At 41.7% G+C, this 23,816-nt stretch carries 14 protein-coding genes and 2 pseudogenes; 11 read left to right on the plus strand and 5 right to left on the minus strand.

What is annotated here, in order from left to right:
* Positions 1 to 4: 4 nt before the first annotated feature.
* From AB3G73_RS01310 to AB3G73_RS01330, 5 genes are read left to right on the plus strand one after another with little or no spacing between them, the layout of a single operon-like run.
* Complete coding sequence (locus AB3G73_RS01310) at positions 5 to 1,801, plus strand: RagB/SusD family nutrient uptake outer membrane protein (protein WP_367741930.1); 1,797 nt, start codon at positions 5 to 7, stop codon at positions 1,799 to 1,801.
* Between the two features lie 36 nt (positions 1,802 to 1,837).
* Positions 1,838 to 3,031 carry a DUF5013 domain-containing protein gene (locus AB3G73_RS01315; protein WP_148366024.1) on the plus strand — a complete coding sequence of 398 codons (1,194 nt, stop codon included), beginning with the start codon at positions 1,838 to 1,840 and terminating at the stop codon, positions 3,029 to 3,031.
* A 49-nt stretch (positions 3,032 to 3,080) separates the two neighbouring features.
* Positions 3,081 to 5,120: an IPT/TIG domain-containing protein gene (locus AB3G73_RS01320; RefSeq protein WP_367741932.1), complete on the plus strand. Its 2,040-nt coding sequence runs from the start codon at positions 3,081 to 3,083 to the stop codon at positions 5,118 to 5,120.
* Between the two features lie 58 nt (positions 5,121 to 5,178).
* A complete protein-coding gene (locus tag AB3G73_RS01325) occupies positions 5,179 to 6,477 on the plus strand; it encodes an alginate lyase family protein (RefSeq protein WP_148366028.1) in 1,299 nt (432 codons plus the stop codon).
* A gap of 14 nt (positions 6,478 to 6,491) precedes the next feature.
* The gene (locus AB3G73_RS01330) at positions 6,492 to 7,898 is read left to right on the plus strand and encodes a glycosyl hydrolase family 28 protein (RefSeq protein ID WP_195649000.1); all 1,407 of its coding nucleotides are present in this window, start codon (positions 6,492 to 6,494) and stop codon (positions 7,896 to 7,898) included.
* A 386-nt stretch (positions 7,899 to 8,284) separates the two neighbouring features.
* Here AB3G73_RS01330 and uxuA read toward each other — a convergent pair whose 3' ends face one another.
* Positions 8,285 to 9,472, minus strand: a complete 1,188-nt coding sequence (gene uxuA / locus AB3G73_RS01335; RefSeq protein WP_195649001.1) for a mannonate dehydratase — start codon at positions 9,470 to 9,472, stop codon at positions 8,285 to 8,287.
* A gap of 30 nt (positions 9,473 to 9,502) precedes the next feature.
* The gene (locus AB3G73_RS01340) at positions 9,503 to 10,318 is read right to left on the minus strand and encodes an SDR family oxidoreductase (RefSeq protein ID WP_367741935.1); all 816 of its coding nucleotides are present in this window, start codon (positions 10,316 to 10,318) and stop codon (positions 9,503 to 9,505) included.
* A gap of 120 nt (positions 10,319 to 10,438) precedes the next feature.
* Between AB3G73_RS01340 and AB3G73_RS01345 the strand changes: the two genes are divergently transcribed.
* On the plus strand, positions 10,439 to 11,320 hold the full coding sequence (locus AB3G73_RS01345) for an AraC family transcriptional regulator (RefSeq protein ID WP_217721487.1): 882 nt from the start codon (positions 10,439 to 10,441) through the stop codon (positions 11,318 to 11,320).
* 71 nt (positions 11,321 to 11,391) lie between these two features.
* Complete coding sequence (locus tag AB3G73_RS01350) at positions 11,392 to 13,347, plus strand: glycoside hydrolase family 97 catalytic domain-containing protein (RefSeq protein WP_367741938.1); 1,956 nt, start codon at positions 11,392 to 11,394, stop codon at positions 13,345 to 13,347.
* Between the two features lie 323 nt (positions 13,348 to 13,670).
* Here the strand turns inward: AB3G73_RS01350 and AB3G73_RS01355 are convergent, their stop codons facing one another.
* A complete protein-coding gene (locus AB3G73_RS01355) occupies positions 13,671 to 14,513 on the minus strand; it encodes an aldo/keto reductase (RefSeq protein WP_148366040.1) in 843 nt (280 codons plus the stop codon).
* A gap of 232 nt (positions 14,514 to 14,745) precedes the next feature.
* Between AB3G73_RS01355 and AB3G73_RS01360 the strand changes: the two are divergent.
* Positions 14,746 to 16,363, plus strand: a pseudogene (locus tag AB3G73_RS01360) (alpha/beta fold hydrolase).
* Positions 16,364 to 16,388: 25 nt separating this feature from the next.
* On the opposite strand, the gene AB3G73_RS01365 reads toward AB3G73_RS01360, so the two are convergent.
* Both AB3G73_RS01365 and AB3G73_RS01370 read right to left on the minus strand, forming a co-directional pair.
* Positions 16,389 to 16,772, minus strand: a complete 384-nt coding sequence (locus AB3G73_RS01365) for a DUF3037 domain-containing protein (RefSeq protein WP_148366044.1) — start codon at positions 16,770 to 16,772, stop codon at positions 16,389 to 16,391.
* Positions 16,750 to 17,532, minus strand: a complete 783-nt coding sequence (locus tag AB3G73_RS01370) for a HipA family kinase (RefSeq protein WP_195358738.1) — start codon at positions 17,530 to 17,532, stop codon at positions 16,750 to 16,752. The genes AB3G73_RS01365 and AB3G73_RS01370 overlap by 23 nt, the downstream gene beginning before the upstream one ends.
* Positions 17,533 to 17,696: 164 nt before the next feature.
* Between AB3G73_RS01370 and AB3G73_RS01375 the strand changes: the two genes are divergently transcribed.
* From AB3G73_RS01375 to AB3G73_RS01385, 3 genes and pseudogenes are all read left to right on the plus strand, one after another.
* Positions 17,697 to 19,628 (plus strand): glycoside hydrolase family 127 protein, encoded by a 1,932-nt coding sequence (locus AB3G73_RS01375; RefSeq protein WP_298045582.1) that lies wholly within the window; start codon positions 17,697 to 17,699, stop codon positions 19,626 to 19,628.
* Between the two features lie 118 nt (positions 19,629 to 19,746).
* A pseudogene (locus tag AB3G73_RS01380) lies at positions 19,747 to 20,658 on the plus strand (alpha/beta fold hydrolase); the annotation flags it as partial.
* A 139-nt stretch (positions 20,659 to 20,797) separates the two neighbouring features.
* The gene (locus AB3G73_RS01385) at positions 20,798 to 23,530 is read left to right on the plus strand and encodes a two-component regulator propeller domain-containing protein (protein ID WP_367741946.1); all 2,733 of its coding nucleotides are present in this window, start codon (positions 20,798 to 20,800) and stop codon (positions 23,528 to 23,530) included.
* Positions 23,531 to 23,816 lie beyond the last annotated feature (286 nt).

The raw sequence follows: 23,816 nt of genomic DNA on the forward strand, positions 1-23,816 counted from the left end.
AGATATGAAAAAGATAACGAACTATATATTAATTTGCACCTGCGCATTGGGATTTTCTTCATGCGTGAATACGTTCCTTGACTTGGAACCACTGGATGCCAAGACAGATGTGATTTACTTCAAGACTCCGGAACATTTCCGTGAATATGCTAACGGGCTTTACGGGCAATTATTGGGATGGCAGTCTTCTTACGGAAGTATATTCGATCATATGGATGCAGCATCCGATCTTTCTACTTGTTTTAGATATTCGTATGGTGTAGGAACCGGTGTGATGGGAGTTCCTAATGACGATAGTCGTTGGGAGAACTGCTATGGTAATATTCGTGCCACTAATCATATGTTTGAAAGAGCAGTTTCTTCCTATACAGGCAATTTAGCGGACATTAAAAAAGAATTAGCCGAAGGGCATTTCTTCCGTGCCTATAACTATTTTTACTTATTGAAGTTTTTTGGCGGAGTGCCTGTCGTTACGAAAGTTCTCGACGTGACTTCACCGGAGTTGTATGGAAAACGTAATAGCCGTTATGAAGTTGTCAATTTGATTCTCTCTGATTTGGATGAGGCTATCGCAGGGTTGCCGTTGGAGCAGAATATAACCTCTGCCGACAAAGGTAAAATCAGCAAACAGGCTGCACAGGCATTTAAGGCTCGTGTGTTACTTTATGAAGCTACTTGGCGTAAATACAATGGCACTTCTACCGATTTTGAAGGTTCTGCCGGTCCGGCTTCCGATCAAGTAAATGCTTTCCTGGAAGAATCTCTTCAACTATCCGAAACTGTGATGGGGGATGCTGTTTATTCTCTTTGGAATTATAATAATGTAGCAGCGATGAGAAATATGAGTAGCCGTTACCTGTTTAATATTGAAGAAGAAGCTAGCAATCCTGCCGGTGCAGGAAGAGCGACGAACAAGGAATTTATCATAGCTTCTGTATATAGTCAGGAAACGCGTAAAGGACAGGTTGCTTTGAATCAGGTGATTTATACGGATATGCGTCCCAGTCGGAAATTAATTGATATGTTTTTATGCACCGACGGGCTTCCGGTCAGTATGTCTGATAAATTTCAGGGATATAAGAATCCGGGGGACGAATTTCAGAACCGGGATTTCCGTTTGACCTCTTATGTGGGTTCATATGCTACGAGTCTGACAGTTGAGAACTGTGGGTATGGTGTTTCCAAGTTTGCTATTACTGATATTCAACGCCAAAGTAAAGATGAATCGGCCAATTATCCGGTACTTCGGTTGGCAGAAGTATACTTGAATTATGCTGAAGCTGTGATGGAACGCTATGGTGAAATATCAGATGACCAGTTGAATAAGTCGATAAATAAAATCCGTGCCCGTGCGGGAATTGCCAACCTGACAAATGCATTGGCAAAGCGAATTCAGGAAGGAGTGCCGGCAAATGCGAGTAAGACAGTCAATCAGGTAATGCTGGATGAGATCCGCCGTGAACGTGCTTTGGAACTCTATATGGAAGGTTTCCGTTGTGACGACCTGAAACGTTGGGGCATTGCGGAAGAGAATCTGAATGAGTCTCGTTGTGGTGCGGTAGTAGGTAATGCTAGCTATCCGACAGCATTTATAGACGAAAACGGGAATGCTACCAGTGCTTTCAATCCGGCTATTTTTACGAAAGGGACGGAAGAAGTAGAGACAGGTAAAGGTAAACTACCTTGTGTAGTGCTTCTCAAATCATCCGACTGCGCATTTACTAAGGGAGATTATTTGTGGGCGATTCCAAGAAATCAAATCAACCTGAATTCAAATCTGGTACAAAATCCGGGATATTAATCATTCAATCGTTTAACGTATAATACCATAGATTATATGAAGTTTTTATTCAAATATACATTTCACTTGGCAATACTTGCTTGTGTTTCCGCACTTTTCTCCGGTTGTGAGCAAGATCCCAAGTATAGAGTTTATGATTATCCTGTGCCGGTAGTGGAGAGCATTTATCCAACGGACGGATATGTCACTACACAGGTAGTTATTACGGGAACCAATTTTGGTGACCGTGCAGAAGCTGTGAAGGTCTTCTTCGGTGAAGCTCAATCAAATAAAGTGCTCGATTGCAAAAATAACCGTTTGGTAGTGGAAGTGCCGGAAACAGCAGTAACAGGCAATCTGTCTTTACAGATTTATAATAAAAAGGTGGAGAATATCGGTTATTATACAGTATTGCCGACACCACGTGTCATTACAGTGACCTCTGATAGTGAAGACGGTGAGGGGGTAGCTGATACGGGAGACAGGGTTACTATAACAGGTGAGAACTTTGGTGCGGATCCATCTGATATTTCTGTCAGCTTCAACGGAACGCCAGCTGAATTTGAACTGGTGGATGAATCTACTATTGTTGCGACAACTCCTGCAGATTATAAGACAGGTAATGTGACTGTAACTATTCATGGATATACAATGACAGGTAGTGCAATGTTTAATCCTAACTCAAAGGGTGATGTGACAGTGCTTTACCTCCAAAACTACAAGCAGCCGTTTGCCAAGGCAAATGACGAAAATTGGAAGAACGGTGAATGGTGGACTCCGGCAGTATGGAATCAGAATAAGGCATCTTTCAATGCAAAAAACAATACTACTGTTACCGGAATGCAGTATAAAGCAGCAGAGGGCTTCACATTAGCGTTCCAGAATGGATGGGACAAGGAAGCTTATGCGAATGGGAAAATGTGGCAAGTTGCTACGCTCCGTCCTGGTAAGTATAGATTGGAAGTTACTTATGCCTATTCGTTGGTAGTAAATGATGCGGGGAATTTTATTTCTGCATTAATAGCTAAAGGAAATAGTGAGAGTGATATACCGGATGTGGCTGATATTGAGCAATTAGATGGAGTTTGTGTGGTCTATGATAAAGCTGGTACAAATGATGATTCGGGTACGTTGGTGACACCTTCGTTTGAAGTGGCGGAGACAACGGATGTTGTCATTGGATTCCTTACTTCTCTGGCCAAAGGCAATTCATACTTTAAGGTAACAGAATTGAAATTGATTCTTGAATGATGTGGAAAAAGAAAAAAGAGTAATTCATCGTGATAATATAATTAAGATTATGAAGAAAATATATAACTATCTGTTTCCCGTTTTCCTCTCGCTTTTCGCATTGGCTGCTTGTGACGAGGATAACGAAGAAATTGTTCCAATGAGTTACACTGATCCTGTGGCAACTGTAACAAAGATAGATCCTGTAGAAGGATATGTTGGGAATGAGTTTACCGTTAGTGGCAGTGATTTTGGTATCAGAACAGAAGATGTGAAAGTATTTATCGGTTCCCAGGAGGCAGCAGTAGTCTCCTGTGTCGACGATGCAATTCTTGCGAAAGTGCCGGAATCTGCAACAAACGGAAAGATAACCGTTGAAGTCTTCGGACAACGTGTAGAGACTGATCTTGTTTATCGTGTACTTGGTAAGCCGGGTGTTAGTGTAGTGAAACCTTCCTATGGTTTTCCGGGTGCCAGTATTGTTTTCGAAGGACAAGAATTTGTTTCTTCTAAAGCATTATACACTTTGACTTTTGGAACTTCCACAGAAAAGGCGGAGATTGTGGGTACGCCTACTGATACCGAATTTACAGCCAAAGTTCCCGAGACAGCTGGCAGTGGAGTCATGACACTTGTTATGGCAGAACAAACGATTGATTTAGCATCTTATCCTTTCACAGTGTTGAAGCATGCAGCGCTTGATATTCCTAAGGAAGGCGAACCGGTTCCATCTGGTTTTGCAGGCAGTAAATTTGTAATAACAGGAACCAATCTTGTGCAAGAATTGCTGGATAGGTCTGTTGAGGGGTTGGAGCCTTTGAAAGTCACTTTCTCTAAAGCTGGCGGAGAACCTGTAGAAGCTGCAATAGATACTGATAATTTGACAGATAAGAGTATTCCACTCACTGTACCTGTTTCGTTGGAAGCCGGAGATTATACAATTACTGTCATCACTCCGTTTGAAACTATTGGGACACAGTTGAAATATACGGTATTACCGATGCCGACAGTAACAGGCATTTCAACGAAAGCCGGATATATTAATGCGGAAGTAACGATCATTGGTCAGAACTTTGGTACGAAAGCTGAAAATATTCAGGTCTTTTTCGGAGAAACAGTTTGTGATAAAGTGACACTGAATGATAAAGGTAATATTGTAGTGAATGTTCCAAAAGGAGTTTCATCTGAAGCTCCGGTGAAGATTAAACTGATCATTCAGGGTAGGGAAATAGAGATGGGCGAATCGGGCACATTTGAAGTTTGGGAAACTCCGGAAATCACTTCCGTTGAAACACCGTATATTTATCCTTATGGTACATTAGTAAAAGCCGGACAGGAAATAACATTTACAGGAAAAGGTTTTGGAACGGATAAGAATTCTGTTACAGTTACTTTTGAGGGAATATCCGTACCTGTTGCGGTTAAAGAGATTACTACGACTGCTATAACAGTAACAGTTCCGCAAGGTTTCAATGGTGGAAAAGTAACAATGGTGTTTGAAGGCATTACACAGCCCGTAGAGAGTGATATATTACAACCTCTGCCGGCGGATGGAGATATTTCTCAATATGTACTTATGAATTATAAACAGCCTTTTGACTATGTAAAAGAAGGTGGAGATAATGGATTCCATAAAAAAGGAGAGTGGGCAAAAGCCGCTTATTGGATAGTTCAGAACTCTAACTTGACTGCCGGTGAAGGAGGTGCTGCTGTTGATTTGGCATTTAAAACGAAATATGGTGATGGAAGTGACGCAGGTTTGGCTTTACAAACAGATTGGGGATTTGACAATCCTAAAAATGATGGTAAGGTATATCAGACTTCTCATCTTCAAAAAGGAAAATATAAGTTGACGGCACACGTTTATGAATATGACGGTAGAGGTTTTACCGGTTATGTTGCGGTTTGTAAAGGCAATGAGATGGCAAATACTAGTGATATACCAAGTAAGAGTCTGGCAAATGCTTCTATTTCCGGTACGGGTGATGTAGTCGTTGATATTCTTGTGGAAGAGCCTACCGATGTGGTCATTGGTTTTGTTTGTACGATTACAGTAAAACAAGGGCGGGCTAAGATAGATAATTTCAAATTAGAGTTAGTAGAGCAATAAACTATAATTGGGTACACCGTAATCAATGGTAGATGCGGTGTACCATTAAACCAAAAGTATGATGAAAAAGATATATTACATAGCTGCAGTATTCGCTACCCTGTTTTTGGCAGGATGTGGTGACGGCATTGACCTTCCGGGTGTCAATGTGGAAACTGATTTGAATAAAATTCCCCTTCCTGATAATAACGTAAATTTGGAACAGGTTGAACTTAAACCGTCAACAGAACCCATGCTGCATGAAGGGTTGCATACGGAGGCAGATTTCCAGCGTATCCGGGATAAAAAAGCTGCCGGAGAAGAGCCTTGGGTAAGTGCTTATCAATTATTAGTAGAAAGTCAGTTTTCGCAGAAGACGGCAGATACTTATCCTACGGAATGGATTAAACGTGGAATTTCCGGTGATGAAAATTATATGAATGCAGCCAGAGGAGCTACTATCGCATATCAGCAAGCGCTTCGTTGGAAGATTGAACAAGATGATGAATATGCGGCAAAAGCGGTGGAGAATTTGAATAAGTGGGTACAGACTTGCGTCGGTGTAACGGGTAATACGAATTTATCACTTGCCGCAGGACTTTATGGTTATGAATTTGCTATTGCCGGTGAATTATTGAGGGACTATGGAGGATGGGACCGTGCGGACTTCGCAGCTTTCCAGAATTGGTTACTTAAAGTGTTCTATCCTGCCAATGACGATTTCCTGAAACGCCATCACGATACGAATGCGTTACATTATTGGGCTAACTGGTGTCTTTGTAATATAGCGGCTAAAATGGCTATCGGCATCGTTACCGATCGTCGTGATATTTATAACGAAGGTATCGACCATTTGCAGACTGGTGATACAAACGGACGTTTACGTCGTGCTATCTATCACGATTATGCACCGGACTATAACTTTGCTCAATGGCAGGAGAGTGGACGTGACCAAGGGCACACGTTGATGTGTGTCGGATTGATGGGAATTATTTGCCAGTTGGCATGGAGTCAGGGAGACGATTTCTTTGCCTATGATGACAATCTGTTCATGCGGGCTTGCGAATATGCCGCTTGTTGTAATTATACCAATGAGACTGTACCATATACTACTTATATATGGCAAAAACAGAGTCAATGGGGATATCCGATTCCGGAAGAGCAAACAGCACTTGGTGATGGTAAATGGATCAAACGTGCGATATGGGCGTTGCCTTACTATCATTACAAAGGGGTAAAAAACATCTCGGATGATAATCTCAAATACACTAAGATTGCTACCGAATATGTAGGAATAGAAGGAGGCGGCGGTTATTATGATGCTAATTCCGGAGGATATGATGTACTTGGACTTGGTACATTGATGTATGCAAAATAAATGAACAACTTAAAATGAATAGACTGATACGAATAGCGTTTACATTTTTACTTGTAATGACTTCAGGAGTTATACAGGCAGAAATTGTCATCTATCCGGTGCCACAAGGTATCTACTATGCCCGTCACAACGACGACTACACAGTAAAGGTACGTCAAGTGGGTGAAAAAGATTGGGTAGATCTTTATGAATATAATGTAAAGGTGGATATGGATACCAAGTCGGATGCAACCATGGTACAGTTTGATTTTTCCGGTAAAGTGGAAGTGCTGGTGCAAAAGAATAACGGAGAACTCCGTTCAGCAGTAGTGCGTCCGTTATCCAAAGGCATTCAGCCGGAGATAGACGGAAATTTTCTGCTGTTCACATTGGATAAACCGCAAAAGCTCTCTGTAGAGTTCAACGGTGACCGTTTGAATAATCTGCATGTGTTTGCCAATCCGATCATTGAGAATGTGCCTGATAAGAATGATCCGAATGTGATGTATTTTGAGTCCGGTATACACGAACCCACTGATGTGGCAGGCAAATGCTTCCGTATTCCTTCCAACACGACTGTCTATCTGGAAGGTGGAGCGGTGCTGAAAGGTTGCCTGACTTGCGACAGCGTAGAGAATGTAAAGATTCTCGGACACGGTATGTTGCTTGAACCGCAGCAGGGAATATCGGTGGCATACTCCAAGAATGTACTGATTGATGGAATTACAGTCGTCAACTCCCGTCACTACACCGTTTCCGGTGGACAATCGCAAGGAATCACTATCAAAAATCTGAAATCATTCAGTTATCAGGGCTGGAGTGACGGATTGGATTTTATGTCCTGCTCGGATGTAGTGATTGATGATGTTTTTCTTCGTAATTCAGACGACTGTATAGCCATCTATACGCATCGTTGGAATTATTATGGAGATTCTCGTAATATCCGTGTACTTAATTCTACACTATGGGCGGATATTGCTCACCCCATCAATATCGGTACACATGGAAATACGAAAACAGGAGATGAAGTTTTGGAAGATATATTGTTCAAGAATATCGATATCTTGGAACATGATGAGGACGATCGTGATTATCAAGGCTGCATGACTATCAACGTAGGAGATCACAATCTGGCACAAAACATTACTTTTGAGGATATTCGTGTGGAGCATATTCAGGAAGGACAGTTATTTCATCTTCGGGTGATGTATAACCAAAAATATAACACAGGGCCCGGCAGAGGTGTCAGAAACATAACGTTCCGTAATATTTCATGTATCGGGAAATATATCAATCCTTCTTTGATGGAAGGTTATGATAAGAATAGGAAGGTTGAGAATATTTTGTTTGAAAACATCGTGTTGAACGGCAAACGGATCACCTCTTTGGAAGAACTGAATATAGATAAAAAAGATTTTGTAGGGAAGATACGGATAAAGTAGCTAACAAATAAAAGATTGTGTTGATTTTACCCTCACACTCTCACCCGGCTCTCAATCCCTTTATCCTTCGGACTTTCGTGGGTGAGGGTAAAGGTGAGAGTAGTGTGAGGGTAAAATTTACCCTCACATATGATCATAACAAAAGGTCCGGAGGAATAGTCGTTTCTTGTCTTTGAGACTGAATTTTCCAGCTTTAGAAACTATAGTTTTCCGCTTTTGGAACTGGAGTTTCGAGCCTTTGGAACTAAAGTTTCAAGGCAGGAAACCATCAGTTTCAAGTAACGAAACACTTTGTTTCACACCGTGAAACAAAATATTTCCCGCCTTGAAACAAATAACTAGGTTATTGCTCTGACGAAGCTCTGTACTGTATCAGTACTGCAAGATTATAATACAATCTGTCGTTCTTTCTCATCATCCACCACAGCCATCATTCCTTCTACTTGTGCAAGAGCCAGCATACGTCCGTGGAAAGAATATCCCGGATTGTAGCCTTTATCTTCATCTCCCAGCATCATTCGTCCGTGGTCTACACGCATCGGTAATCCCGGATTTTCCTTCTCGAAGATACGGATAAGGTCAATCAGATGTCCTCTTCCCGTAAGATGGGAGCTTTCAATGAAGTTTCCACTTTGCATGGCAGCCGTGCTGCGCAGGTGTACGAAATGAGTCCTTTTTGCAAATTTCTTAGCCAACTCACGTGTATCGTTATGCTCGCCTGCACTCAAAGAGCCTGCACAGAAAGTTAATCCATTATGAGGATTATTTATGGCATTCAGGAACCATTCAATATCACTTTCATTGGTAACGATACGTGGCAAACCTAATACCTGAAATGGAGGATCATCCGGATGTACGCACATATTAACTTCATATTCTTCGCATACAGGCATGATTGCAGATAAGAAATAACGCATATTTTCACGCAAAGTATCGCGGTCTATATCTTTGTACAAAGCGAGTAGCCGCTTGAAGATGGCAACCGGATTTTTATCTCCTTCTTTGATATTGCCGTTGACAAAACCTTGTGTCTTGACGATAATGGTATCAATCAAAGCGTCTTTTTCTGCTTCTGTGATAACCTTATCTAACTCGGCAACTTTCTGAAGTTCTTCTTCAGTGTAATCTTTTTCAGCTCCTTCACGTTCTAGGATTCGGATATCGAAATAAGCAAAACGGATGCGGTCATAATACAGGGAACTGGTACCGTCCGGCCAAGGGTATTGCAAGTCTGTACGTATCCAGTCGATAACGGGCATGAAGTTGTAACAAACTGTTTTTATGCCGCATTTACCCAAATTGGCAAGGCTTGTTTTGTAGTTATCAATTAACTGTTCACGTTCCGCTCCTGCGTATTTGATTGCTTCACAAACAGGAAGGCTTTCCACTACCGACCAGCGTAACCCATACGATTCGATGTATGATTTCAAATCGTTAATAGCTTCTACTGTCCATATTTCACCATTCGGTACATCATGCAGGGCAGTGACAATCCCTTCTACCCCTATTTGTCGGAGCATCGGCAAGGTAATCTTGTCTTTCTTGCCGAACCATCTCCAAGTTTTTTCCATCATAGTTTCTTTTCTTTATTAAGGAGCGATTATTTATACTCCGCTGAATGCACTGAAACCACCATCGATAGGTAGCATGGCTCCGGTTACGAAGCTAGCGGCTTCACTACACAAGAAATGCACGGCGCCATTCAATTCTTTAATATCACCAAAACGTTTCATAGGAGTTTTAGCCAATACTTTCTTGCTTCTATCTGTCAGTGAACCGTCCGGGTTGATGAGCACACGACGGTTTTGGTCGCCGATAAAGAAGCCCGGTGCAATGGCGTTTACACGGATGCCATCACCGTATTTAAGTGCCATTTCGCTTGCTAGCCATTGAGTGAAATTGGCTACGGCAGTTTTCGCAGCCGAGTATCCCGGTACACGGGTGATAGCACTGTATGCTGCCATTGAGGATACATTAATGATACATCCTTTGCCTTGTTTTGCCATTACTTTACCGAATATCATAGATGGGTAGACTGTCCCGTTCATATTCAGATTAGTCACTTTTTCCCAGCAAGAGATATCCATATCATAAAAGTGCTGATCCGGTTCAAGAGTAGCTCCCGGCATATTGCCACCGGCAATGTTCAATAGAATATCGATCTGTCCCCATTTGGCTACGATTTCTTCGGCTACTTTCTCCAAGCTGGCGATGTCAAGTACATTACCGATGATACCGATTACATCGTTACCGTATTGCTTAAGTTCAGCCACACGGTTGTCTAGTTGCTCCTGACGAATGTCAATAGCGACTACTTTTGCTCCCTGCTGTACAAAGTGTTGGGCAATATTTCCACCCAGTACACCACCTGCTCCGGTAATAACAGCAACTTTACCGGCAATACTAAATAATTCGTTCATGGTTTCTATCAAATGTTTTTATGAATTGATGCAAAAATAGCGGGTTTTTATACATGCTATGATGCGTATTTTTGCAAGATATTTACCTATCTTTGCAAAGGTAGTTTAGAAAGGAGATTTATGAAGAAGATAATGAATGAGAAGTTGACTATTACGACTTCCAATCCCGTCCGTGCCCGCTTTTATGAATATACGCGTTTTACGTATCCGTGGCATTTTCATAATGAGTATGAAATTATCTATGTAGAGAAGGGAGAGGGGGATTGCCTGGTGGGTGACAGCATTATCTCCTATTCAAAAGGTGACTTGATTCTTTTTGGTTCCGAGCTGCCTCATAGTATGCAAAGCCCACCGGATGACGGAGAAGAATCCGATAATGGAGAAAAATCCAAACTGAAAGTAAAAGGAGTGAATATTCAGTTTGAGAAAGATTTTATGCATTATTCTATTTCTCAATACTCCCAGTTTATTCCTATCAGGAATTTATTGGAAGATGCTTGCAGGGGGATTAAATTCACTGTTGTCCACTCAGGGAAAATTATCAAGCTATTAAAACAGATACCTTCTGCCAGGGGAGCGGAGCAAATCATCCTGTTGCTTTCACTTTTACAGATGATGGCTACCAATAATCACAGGAAATATCTGACTACTTCCCATTATACCCCATCTCCTTCCATCATGCGTAATGAAAGAATGGAAAAGGTGATTGCTTATTTGAATAAACATTATACCGAGTCTATCGGTCTGGATGAAATTGCTTCTTACACAGCGATGAACCCTGCTGCTTTCTGCCGATACTTTAAAGAAAACACAGGAAAGACATTCAAAGAGTATGTACTTGATATGCGTATCGGATATGCTTGTAAACTATTGAATAGTAGTATGATGAATATATCTCAAATTAGTGCTACTTGCGGATTTGAATCACCTGTACATTTTAACCGCATCTTTAAAAGGGTGACAGGAATGACACCGACTTTATATAGAGAGCAGATGGAATAAGCTTTTTCAGGCAATAAACATTTGAGTATAATATCTTTCTCGTTCGTATATAATAGGAAAGATGAATAAACATGAACGTAAATAGAAGAATGAAGAAAAGAATTTTGCTTTTGTTGTTGGTGATACCGGCATTGGTAAAAGCGCAAGATGTGATGACAGAAACCCGCCAGGAACTGATGTCTCCTGATGGAGCTTACCGCTTTACCTTCTATCAGCGTGCGGTGGGAGAGGATAATGCACAAATGTATTATACCTTGACTTATAAGAATCGTCCGGTGATTGAAGAAAGTAAATTAGGAGTTCTGATTGAGAATCAACTGTTTGAGTCGGCGTTGGGCGTTCCGAACGATACTTGTCATTTTTGGTGTGAAAATCTGAAATTGACAGGGACTGAACAACGAAAGGCGGATGCAACATGGAAGCCTGTATATGGCGAACGTGCGGAAGTACGTGACTGCTACAATGAGATGACTTTGAAATTCAAGAAGGGAGAAGGGGATGGCAACCGAGACGGTGGCTATGATAAGCGTAAGAATTACTTTATGAACATTATCGTTCGTGCCTATAATGAAGGAGTTGCTTTCCGCTATCATTTTCCGGAAACGACAAACGGACTTTTCTTGCATATCATCGGTGAGCAGACCAGCTTCACAATGCCTGAAGGAACGATGGCATATTACGAGCGTTGGGCACAAGGACCTTGCGTACTTCGTCCGTTGGAAGGATGGGGCAAAGAGGAGAGTGAGCGTCCTTTGACTTTGAAACTGCCTGACGGATTATCCGTAGCTCTGCTGGAAGCGGAAATGGTGGATTATGCCCGTGGTAAATTCCGTTTATCGACAGAGAAACCTTCCACTTTGGAGACAAGTCTGTATAGTAGCGTCGATATTATTTCTCCTTACAGTACTCCGTGGCGTGTAATCATGGTTGGCGAACGTCCGGTCGATTTAATTAATAATAATGATATTGTCTTGAATCTGAATCCGGCTTGCAAACTGGCTGATACTTCTTGGATTAGACCGGGAAAAGTATTCCGTTCGGGAGACCTGAAACAGGAAAGAGTAAAAGCTGCCATCGACTTTGCAGCAGAGCGTGGCATTCAGTATGTGCATATGGATGCCGGCTGGTATGGACCGGAAATGAAAATGAGTTCGGATGCTACTACTGTCTCTCCTGATAAAGACCTTGATATACCAGTTTTGTGCGAGTATGCCGGATCGAAAGGAATCGGGCTTATGGTGTATGTCAATCAGCGTGCATTAGTGCAGCAGTTGGATACCCTGTTGCCTTTGTATAAAAAATGGGGATTGAAAGGTATCAAGTTCGGTTTTGTACAGATTGGTAATCAGCGTTGGAGTACTTGGCTGCATGATGCAGTCCGTAAATGTGGAGAATACGGTCTGATGGTAGATATTCATGACGAATATCGTCCGACAGGATTCAGTCGTACTTATCCTAACCTGATGACGCAGGAGGGTATTCGTGGTAATGAAGAAATGCCGGATGCCACACACAATACGACTCTTCCTTTCACCCGCTATCTGGCAGGTGCAGGAGATTATACGCTTTGTTATTTCAATAACCGGGTGAAGAATACGAAAGCACATCAGTTGGCTATGGCAGCAGTGTATTACAGTCCTTTGCAATTTATGTTTTGGTATGACAGACCGGAATTCTACCAAGGAGAAGAAGAACTGGAATTTTGGAAAGCCATTCCGAGTGTATGGGATGACAGCCGTGCGTTAGATGGAGAAATTGGTGAATATATCGTTCAGGCACGTCGTTCGGGGAATGACTGGTTTGTAGGAGCAATGACAAATACGGAAGCCCGCACAATTACATTGACTACGGATTTTCTGGAACCGGGAAAGAAGTATATGCTTCATCTCTATGAAGATGATGACAAGCTGAATACACGAACGAAAGTACGCACTACTCATAAGAAGATAAAAGCCGGAGATAAACTTGTTTTGAAGCTAAAAGCAAGTGGCGGGGCCGCATTGCATTTCACTCTATTGGAAAAATAAATTGTTTTTTATGTAAATCAGTAGTTGAATTAGAGTAAAACCGTACGGTTTTGAATTAAACAGGTCATAAAATTTAGGCACGGATTACGCGGATTACACGGTAGCTTTGCGCACTCACTACGCTAAAACCGTGAAATCCGTGTAATCCGTGCCTAATTCCTTATTTATAATTTCACTCATAACTGTACGGAAATGAATGAAAGTTTATTTTCAATAGCTGATTCGTAGAATTTTATAATGAGCGCAATTAATGAGAACATCCCCTTTAACCTTGTCTTTCATGTAATGAAAGTAGCAAAAGGAGTAAAGGGGATTTCATTTCCTTATTTACTATAATTAATCAACCACTTCACCATCTCCGGGTCATTATGAGAGAAGAAAAGTGTCTTAGCTGTATCAAGTGCAGCGATAGCCGCCATAGCATCTGGTGTTAAAGAAAAATCGAAAACATTGAAATTCTCAATCATACGTTCTTTATGAGTCGATTTAGGAATCACGATAATATCGCGTTGAATCAGATAACGTAGTGCGACCTGTGCCACTGATTTGCCATATTCTTTACCGATTTCCTGGAGAGTCGGGTTGGTAAAGAAGTCGTTCCGTCCTTCAGCAAACGGCCCCCATGACATAATTTTAGTGCCATATTCCTTCATGACTTCCTGTAACTTTATCTGTTGGTTGAAAACATGTGTCTCCACTTGGTTGACGGCAGGAGTGATTTCGCAGAATTCCGCCAAGTCAACAAAGCGGTCGGGATAGAAGTTGCTGACACCGATAGCACGAACTTTACCGGCTTTGTATGCTTCTTCCATAGCCCGGTAGGTTCCGTAATAATCACCGAATGGCTGATGGATAAGTAACAGGTCGATGTAATCACTTTTTAATTTACGCAGTGATTCTTCGATAGAAGCTTTGGCCTTTTCGTAACCGGCATTTGAAATCCATACTTTTGTAGTGATGAACAGTTCCTCACGCGGAATGCCACATTTACTGATTGCATTTCCTACACCCTCCTCATTATGATAGGCTTGTGCCGTATCAATGGAACGATAACCTGCACTGATTGCATCCAACACGCAACGTTCACACTCTTCAGGCGTAACCTGATAGACACCATAACCTAAAATAGGCATTTCAATGCCATTGTTCAATTTTACTTTTTCCATAATCAATCCTATTAAATTAAAATCGTATTCTAATGTTTTTATTATCTTTATCTTCTGTATGCAAAGTTAGTTTGTAAAAGGTAAACTGTTTTTATATAAATTACGGCTTTTGCTACCATTTTCACGGATAGCCCTGTCTTTGCATTTAATCTTTCATATATATAGTTGTTTTTTGAGTATTTTGTTTTCCATATTCGTAGTATAGGAAGTTAAATCAATAAAAAGAAGCATTATGAATAAATATTTTCTTGTTGTTTTGTTATCTCTGTTCATGCAGACTACCCGAGTTACAGCAGCTCCCTGGCAGTGGTCAGTAGAAATAAAAGAGCTGATTTCAGAAGAAACAAACGCCCACCCGTCTGCTTATCTGTGGATACCGGAAAACTGCAAACAAGTCCGTGCCGTCATCGTCGGGCAACATAATATGACCGAAGAGACAATTTTCGAACATCCCGGATTCCGGAAAAATATGGCACAACTTGGGATTGCAGAGATATGGATCACTCCCGGAATAGACCAACGATGGGACGTGACAAAAGGTACCCAGCAAATCTTTGAAACAATGATGAAGAACCTGTCTGAAATAAGCGGGGTATACAGAACTGGAGTTTGCCCCGGTCATCCCTATCGGACACTCGGCAATGGCTACTTATCCGTGGAACTTTGCCGCTTGGAATCCCGAACGTACATTGGCCGTACTTTCTATTCACGGTGATTCTCCCAGAACTCATTTGACAGGCTACGGAAGTGCAAATTTGGATTGGGGAAACCATACGATTGAAGGTATTCCTTCATTAATGGTAATGGGGGAGGACGAATGGTGGGAAGACCGATTGATAACTTCCTTCGATTATCGCCGTGAATATCCGAATGCTTCCCTTTCGTTCCTTGCAGATGCAGGACATGGACATTTCGATATATCCGATGAATTGATTGATTATCTTTCTCTTTTTCTGAAAAAGGCAGTGCAATACCGGTTGCCAAGCCATTTTCCATCGAATACTCCGGTTCTGTTAATTCCGGTAGAAGCAAAGAATGGATGGCTGGCAGACCGCTGGCGAAAGAATGAAAAGCCTACAGCCGAAGCCGCTTCCTATGATAAGTATAAAGGAGACAAGACCCATGCGTTTTGGTATTTTGATAAAGAAATGGCAGATGTCACAGAAAAATATTACGCCAATGAGCGTGGAAAGACAGAGCAGTACATCGGCTTTGAGCAAAAAGGAAAACTGATTACTTTCAATCCGAAATCCCATGTACGTATGTCTCCTTCTTTTCAACCCGAGGCGGACGGAGTTACTTTCCATTTGAAAGCTGTGTACACAGATACGTTAAGGAACGAATATTCTCAAAAACACAGTACACGTCCCATTCGAATGTCGAGAATCTGCGGTCCGGTGGAAGTGGTGAATGATACAACTTTTACTGTACGTTTCTATCGGATGGGATTGGATAATCTTAAACGTACAGGAAGCATCTGTCTGATGGCTTCCGTAAAACAGGATCATAGCTACCGGAGTGCCGTTCAGCAGGTAGAAATTCGTATTCCTTACCGGAATAAGGAAGGAATACCCCAGCGTATTATTTTTCCGAAACTATCCGATGCAAAGGCTTCAGTGAAAGAAATAACTTTGAAAGGAACTGCTGACTCCGGTCTTCCGGTTTACTATTATGTAAAAGAAGGACCGGCAGAAATAAAGGGGGATAAATTGGTATTGACTAAAATTCCTCCGCGTGCAAAATTTCCGGTAAAGGTGACAGTGGTAGCTTGGCAATATGGACGTAGCGGGGAACCTAAAGTGCAGACTGCTGAAGCAGTGGAGCGAAGCTTTTACATTACTGCCCGTTAGTTTGACAAAGAGATTGTTCAAGGAGTCAGAGTACCAATTCCTTGAACAATCTTTCCAAAGTCTTATCCAAATCAGCGGAGAATCCCGGATGCGGGCGGGATACCTGTATGCAGGAACTTTTTACTGCGGTCAGCCAACGAAATCTGTCAGGAATATCCATATTGGCTATAGCTCCTCCCTCTTTATTTCCCATGCATATCTTGTCAAAGACCTGTAACCCTTCTTTCAGGCAATTAATATCCAGTTCGGAAGAAAACAGTTTTAGTTTGTTCTCATCTATCGTATAGAGGGATTTCAGGTATTTGGCTTGTTTGGAAAACAATACAATCCCCATATTGATAAACTCCTCCCGTTCTACTTTAGGAACGAAACGGATGACTGCGTATTCATATAAGTGCCTTTCTTGCATTTTGCGCTTCATTTACAAATGTTTCGGAATGCTTAATCCTTTCTTCTAAGAATTGAATATAAATCTCTCTCAAATCCTGTGGAGTTTCTGTACCTTCCGTCCAGTTCAACCAGTCGTCGGGAATAGCATTGACTATCTCACGGATTTTATCAGAAGTTAATATCTGTCTGAATTCGATATCTACTTCTTCCAGTTTATCGGCAAACGGCAATAATACATGGTCTTTTATCTGTACAAAAGGAACCAGTGCCTGTTTTTGCCAGTTAGTCCAGGAATGGTGGAAATAAAGAGAAGCCCCATGATCAATCAACCATAGTTCTTTGTGCCACATCAGCATATTGGTATTTTTAATGGTACGGTCTACGTTAGTCAGCAAGGCATCCAGCCATACCACTTGCGAAGCCGTTTTCCCATCTACTTGATGTACTATCGGATCAAAAGTCAATGAACCGGAAAGGAAATGCAATCCCATATTCAGTCCGCGACTCCATTGAAGTAAATCCTGTATCTCTTCGTCCGCTTCCGTCCGCCCGAAGGCCTCGTCCAGATTCAGAAAAACTATTTCGGGAACTCTGAACCCCAGTGCACGGGCTATCTCCCCACCAATCAGTTCGGCAATCAGCGCTTTTGTTCCGTGTCCTGCCCCTCTGAATTTGACTACATACTTAAATTCATCGTCAGCTTCGGCCAAAGCAGGCAATGAACCTCCCTCACGCAGAGGAAGAATATATCTTGTGACATTTGCCGTACGTAAATCCATGTAGCTCCTTTCTTTGATTTGGGGAATAAAGATAGGACGTTTCAGATGAATTTTATAAGAAAGTGGGCTTTAAATTAAAGAATTGTAGCTTAATTAAATAATTTTGTAGCTTTGAGTGTTTGAGGCACCTTGTTCGTATCTTATAGGTAAAAGATAGAAATAGTATGAATAAGAAAATTTTAGTTACGGCAATCTTGTTTGGTTCATTGACAGTATCGGGTATAGTGTCAGCTCAATCTGTATATCCCGGTCAACATCAGGGAAAGTTGAAAAAGGAAACAGTGGCTCCCCTTCAAGCAGAAAGTTTTGATTTGAAAGACGTCCGTTTGTTGCCAAGTCGTTTCCGTGATAATATGCTTCGGGATTCTGCCTGGATGACTTCAATAGATGTGAATCGCCTGCTGCATAGCTTCCGTACCAATGCCGGTGTATTTGCCGGACGTGAGGGCGGTTATATGACAGTGAAAAAACTCGGTGGTTGGGAATCTTTGGATTGCGAACTTCGCGGACATACTACCGGACATATGCTTTCGGCACTTGGTTTGATGTACGCAGCTACCGGTAGTGAGATATTCAAGCTGAAAGGTGATAGTTTGGTCAATGGGTTGGAAGAAGTGCAGAATGCATTAAAAAACGGATATTTGAGTGCTTGGCCTGAAGAATTGATAAACCGGAACATCCAGGGAAAAAGTGTATGGGCTCCCTGGTATACGCTGCATAAACTTTTTTCCGGGCTGATAGACCAATACCTGTATGCGGATAACAAGAAAGCATTAACTATCGCCACCCGAATGGGTGACTGGGCATACAATAAGCTGAAACCTCTTAGTGAAGAAACACGTAAGCTTATGATCCGCAATGAATTTGGCGGTATCAATGAGTCATTCTACAATTTGTACTCAATCACGGGAGATGAACGTTATCGTTGGCTGGCGGAATATTTCTACCACAATGATGTAATCGACCCGTTGAAAGAACTTCGTGATGACTTGGGAACGAAGCATACCAATACATTTATCCCGAAAGTGATAGCCGAAGCCCGCAACTACGAATTAACCCGCAACGAGACAAGCCGGAAACTTTCGGAATTTTTCTGGCATACCATGATTGACCATCATACTTTCGCCCCGGGATGCAGCAGTGATAAAGAACACTACTTTGACCCGAATAAGTTATCCCAACATCTGACCGGTTATACCGGAGAAACCTGTTGTACCTATAATATGCTCAAACTTAGCCGCCATCTTTTCTGCTGGACGGGCGATTCATCTATTGCAGATTATTATGAAAAGGCATTGTACAATCATATCTTGGGACAACAAGATCCCGAAACGGGTATGGTGGCTTATTTCCTGCCTTTGCTTTCCGGTTCTCATAAACTATATAGCACAAAAGAGAACTCTTTTTGGTGTTGCGTAGGCAGTGGATTTGAGAATCACGCAAAGTTTGGAGAAGCCATCTATTATCACAACAATCAAGGAATATATGTAAATCTGTTTATCCCCTCACAGGTAATCTGGAAAGAGAAGGGACTGACCATCCGTCAAGAAACGGAGTTTCCACAGGAAGAAACAACACGGTTCACTTTCCGGGCAGAGAATCCCGTTCGCACCACTGTTTATCTGCGTTATCCTTCATGGAGCAAAGATGTGAAAGTGCTGGTGAACGGTAAGAAAGTATCTGTAAAGCAGAAACCGGGCTCTTATATCGCCATTACCCGTGAATGGAAAGATGGCGATCAAATTTCGGCTACTTATCCGATGCAAATCAAACTGGAATCTACTCCGGATAATCCGGACAAGGCAGCTCTGTTATATGGTCCGCTAGTATTGGCGGGAGAACGGGGAACAGAGGGTATGCAGGCGCCTGCTCCTTTCTCTAATCCTGCTCTTTACAATGATTATTATACCTATGATTTTCGTGTCCCTGCCCATCTGCGCACTTCTTTGAAATTGGATAAGAAGCATCCCGAACGTGCTTTGCAGCGGGTAGGAAGTGATTTGAAGTTTATGACAGAACAAGGAGATGTGATTCGTCCGCTATATGATTTGCATCACCAGCGTTATGTCGTATATTGGGATTTGCAATCAGAATAAAGTCTATTTAAATAAAGTATATCAAGAATTAAGAAACATAAAAACGAATGATAAGATGAACGGTCGCTTATTAATTACTGCTTTATTAAATATCTGCTTTCTTACCGTTTCCTCCAAGGGATTATCCGGTCAGGAAAGCCAGGATGCTTTTTCTTCCTTCTATGGTAGTCCGGTTGTTTCACCAACAGTTATGAAAGGTAATTTATTAGTCGTAAAACAAGGCCGTATTAACATTGGGAATGGCTTTCTGTATTATGAAGAAGCAGGTCAGGGTGAGCCGATTATTTTTGTTCATGGTCATTCGCTTGACCATCGTATGTGGGACGAACAGTTTTCGGTGTTTGCGAAAAAGTATCATGTCATTCGCTATGATTTAAGAGGATATGGTCTTTCTTCTTCCCAAACCGAAGATTATCAATTTACACATGCTGAAGATTTGGTTACGTTGATGGATTCCTTACACATCCAAAAAGCGCATATTGTCGGACTTTCTTTGGGTGGCTTTATTACCGCCGATATGTTGGCGTACTTTCCGGAACGAATGTTATCCGCTTTTTTAGCCAGTGGAAACATCAGAAAATCGAAAGGTCCGAGTGAACCTATGACGAAAGAAGAAGCCATGAGACGTGAGGAAGAGATTGCTGCATTGAAAAAGAAAGGAGTGGAGGTGATGAAGAAGGAGTGGTTTGAAGGACTGATGAAATCCGGAGGAACCCAACGCGAACGGATGCGTGCGCCTCTGTGGCAAATGATTGACGAATGGGATGCATGGCAACCGTTACATAAGGAAGTGCGCGTGGTAGCTGGTTTGGATGCTATTGAGATGCTGAAAAAGAACCACCCTGCCGTACCAGCTTTGATTGTGGAAGGTCACTCGTCTGGTAACCGGTTCTCAAAGGAACCTCAAATTTTGAATTATCTTCCGAATGGAAAGCTGAAAGTGATCGAAGATTGCGGACATATGATGAATATGGAGCGTCCGGAAGAGTTTAATGCGGCTTTAGAAGATTTTTTATTTAGATTACATTGAGTAAATAATTTAATCCCTTCGTATTTGTCTATGTGCATATGGTAAATACGAAGGGATGACTTTTTTTATTAGAAGTACTTCCTTTTGGAGATTTTTATGTAAGTTTGTCACATGTTTAATATGAAAAAGCCCATTGTAGGTGAAAGACACGATTAAATATCTGATTCTTCTAATAATATATTTGGTTTGTGGGGTCAATCTACAAGCCCAGGATTACACGTTCCGTAATGTCGTGATGTCCGACGGCCTTTCCGGGCTTTTGGTGAATACTATTTATAAAGACTCAGAGGGCTTTGTCTGGTTAGGAACGGATAATTGTCTCGACCGTTTTGATGGAGTAAAAGTACGCCATTTTGAATTCCGGGGCATTGAATCAGGAAGAAAGAAACGGGTAAACAGCGTTACAGAAACAGCCAACAGGCAACTGTGGGTGGGAAATGGAATCGGACTTTGGCGATTGGACCGTACAAACAGCCAATTGGAAAGAATTGTCCCCGAAAAGATTGATTTTGCCGTGAATGCTTTGTTGGCTAATGAGGATATTCTTTATATCGGCACGGAGAAAGGCTTGTTTATTCATAAAGACGGTCAATTACTACAGGTTTTGACAGATCGGAATATGCTTGCCGCCTGTAACAGAATCATGGATATTTGTTTAAATGAAGATCAAACCGTATTATGGCTGGCTACTGTGCAGGGACTGTTTTCTTATTCGCTGAAAGACGGAAAGATTGATTCCTGGCATTTTCAAGAGAATGTGCCCGAAACAGATTATTTCCGTTGTTTGACCCGTATCGGAGAAACGCTCTATCTAGGTACAATGAGCCAAGGTGTAGTACGTTTCGATATAAAAAAGGAAACATTCTCTCATGCGGTATCTTTAGGCTGTGATGTCATTTCTGATATTTCCAGCGATGGAAAAGAGACCGTATATATAGCTACTGACGGTAATGGCGTCCATTTCCTCTCACATAAAGACCAACAAGTGACACGCCGCTTCTACCACGATGTCAATGATAAGGAAGGAATTCGCAGTAATTCTATTTATTCCTTACTTGTAGATGATAGAGGTGCTGTCTGGGTGGGACATTTTCAGGCAGGATTGGATTATTCACTCTATCAGAACGGACTTTTCCGTACGTATGCCTATCCGCCTTTGTTCAATTCGGCAAACCTCTCCATTCGTTCTTTCGTAAACCGAGGGCAAGAGAAGGTTATCGGTTCACGCGATGGTTTGTTTTATATAAATGAGGTTTCCGGAGTCGTGAAGAGTTTTGTAAAACCCGTTTTGACTTCGGATCTGATACTGACAATCAGCTTCTATCAAGGAGAATATTATATAGGTACGTATGGTGGCGGTATGATGGTACTGGATCCGGGAACGTTATCTCTTAAATATTTTGCACAAGGAGATACGGAGCTTTTTCAAAAGGGACATATATTCTGTGTGAAACCGGATGCGAAAGGAAATCTTTGGATAGGGACTTCACACGGACTCTTCTGTTATAACGGACAGACCAAACAGATCAAACACTTTACCAGTGCTAACTCCCAACTGCCGGAGGGCAATGTGTATGAAGTAAGCTTTGATTCTACGGGTAAAGGATGGATTGCTACCGAAACCGGTATGTGTATTTATGATCCGGCTTCTCAAAGTTTACGTTCTAATGTGTTTCCGGAGGGATTCGTTCATCGGGATAAGGTGCGTACGATCTACGAAGATGCTGAACACAACCTCTATTTTATCCGTGAGAAAGGGAGCTTGTTTACATCTACTTTAACAATGGATCGTTTCCGGAATCGCTCTATCTTTTCTACTCTTCCGGACAATTCGCTGATGTCTGTTATAGAAGATAACCAAGGCTGGCTGTGGGTAGCTTGCAATGATGGATTGTTGCGTATTAAAGAAGAGGGAGAGGAGTATGATGCTTTCACTTTCAATGATGGAGTGCCGGGACCAACTTTTACGAATGGAGCCGCTTATAAAGATGAAAAAGGACTATTGTGGTTTGGTAACACCAAAGGACTGATTTATGTCGATCCGAAACGTGTGGACGAAGTGCGTGGCAAGGTTCATCCGATCGTATTTACCGATATACTGGCTAATGGCGTTCCTTTCACCAGCTCCTCTTTGAAATACAACCAGAATAATTTGACTTTCTGTTTCACTGATTTTGCCTATGGTCTGCCGTCTGCCTTACTATATGAATATAGACTGGAGGGAGTGGACAAGGACTGGAAACTATTGGCTGCACAGAACGAAGTTTCCTATTACGGACTTTCTTCCGGAACTTATACTTTCCGTGTACGTCTTCCGGGAAATGAGCAGTCGGAAGCTATCTGCCGAGTGACAGTACGCTCTATGATACCCTGGTGGGGATGGGGATTTTCCATTTTATTAATTGTAGGAATTATAGCCTTTATACGATATTATGTCTGGAAACGTATGCGTCGTTTACTTGCTTCTTCTGCTGTTGAAGAGAAATATAAGACGAATAGACTGACCGAAGAGGAATGTAAAGAACTTCATAAGAAACTGGTGGCTTATGTGGAGAAAGAAAAGTCATATATCAATCCCGACTTAAAAATGGGTGACTTGGCTTCTGCTTTGGATACTTCTTCACACTCATTATCGTATCTTTTGAACCAGTATCTAAATCAGTCTTACTATGACTTTATCAATGAATACCGCGTTACCCAATTCAAAAAGATGGTAGCGGATAGTCAATATTCCCGCTATACCTTGACTGCACTGGCAGAACTTTGTGGTTTTAGTTCACGTGCTTCTTTCTTCCGTTCATTTAAAAAGAGTACGGGAGTTACTCCGAATGAATACATCCGTAGTATAGGCGGAACAGCCAAAGAAGAGTAACTTTTCGACTTATTATCTCTGAAATCTATTTTGCACCCATATTCCCTTCACCCCTTCACTTCTTCCTGTTCGTCGGGGATAGAGGGTGAAGGCTCCCGATTCACTAAGTGACTTTCTTTCTTCCGCTTATTTCTTTCCATAATCTATTAATAGATAAGTTCTTCTTCTCCCTATATAAACTTCTTTTGGTCCTATTGCAAAGTTGTTTTTTATGGGGAGTAATCTATAAACGCAAGCTTTGCTTTTATAAATGCAACTTGCGTTTATAAAAACAAAGCTTGCAATT

Source organism: Bacteroides sp. L008, assembly GCF_040812255.1.
GTDB classification, from domain to species: domain Bacteria; phylum Bacteroidota; class Bacteroidia; order Bacteroidales; family Bacteroidaceae; genus Bacteroides; species Bacteroides vicugnae.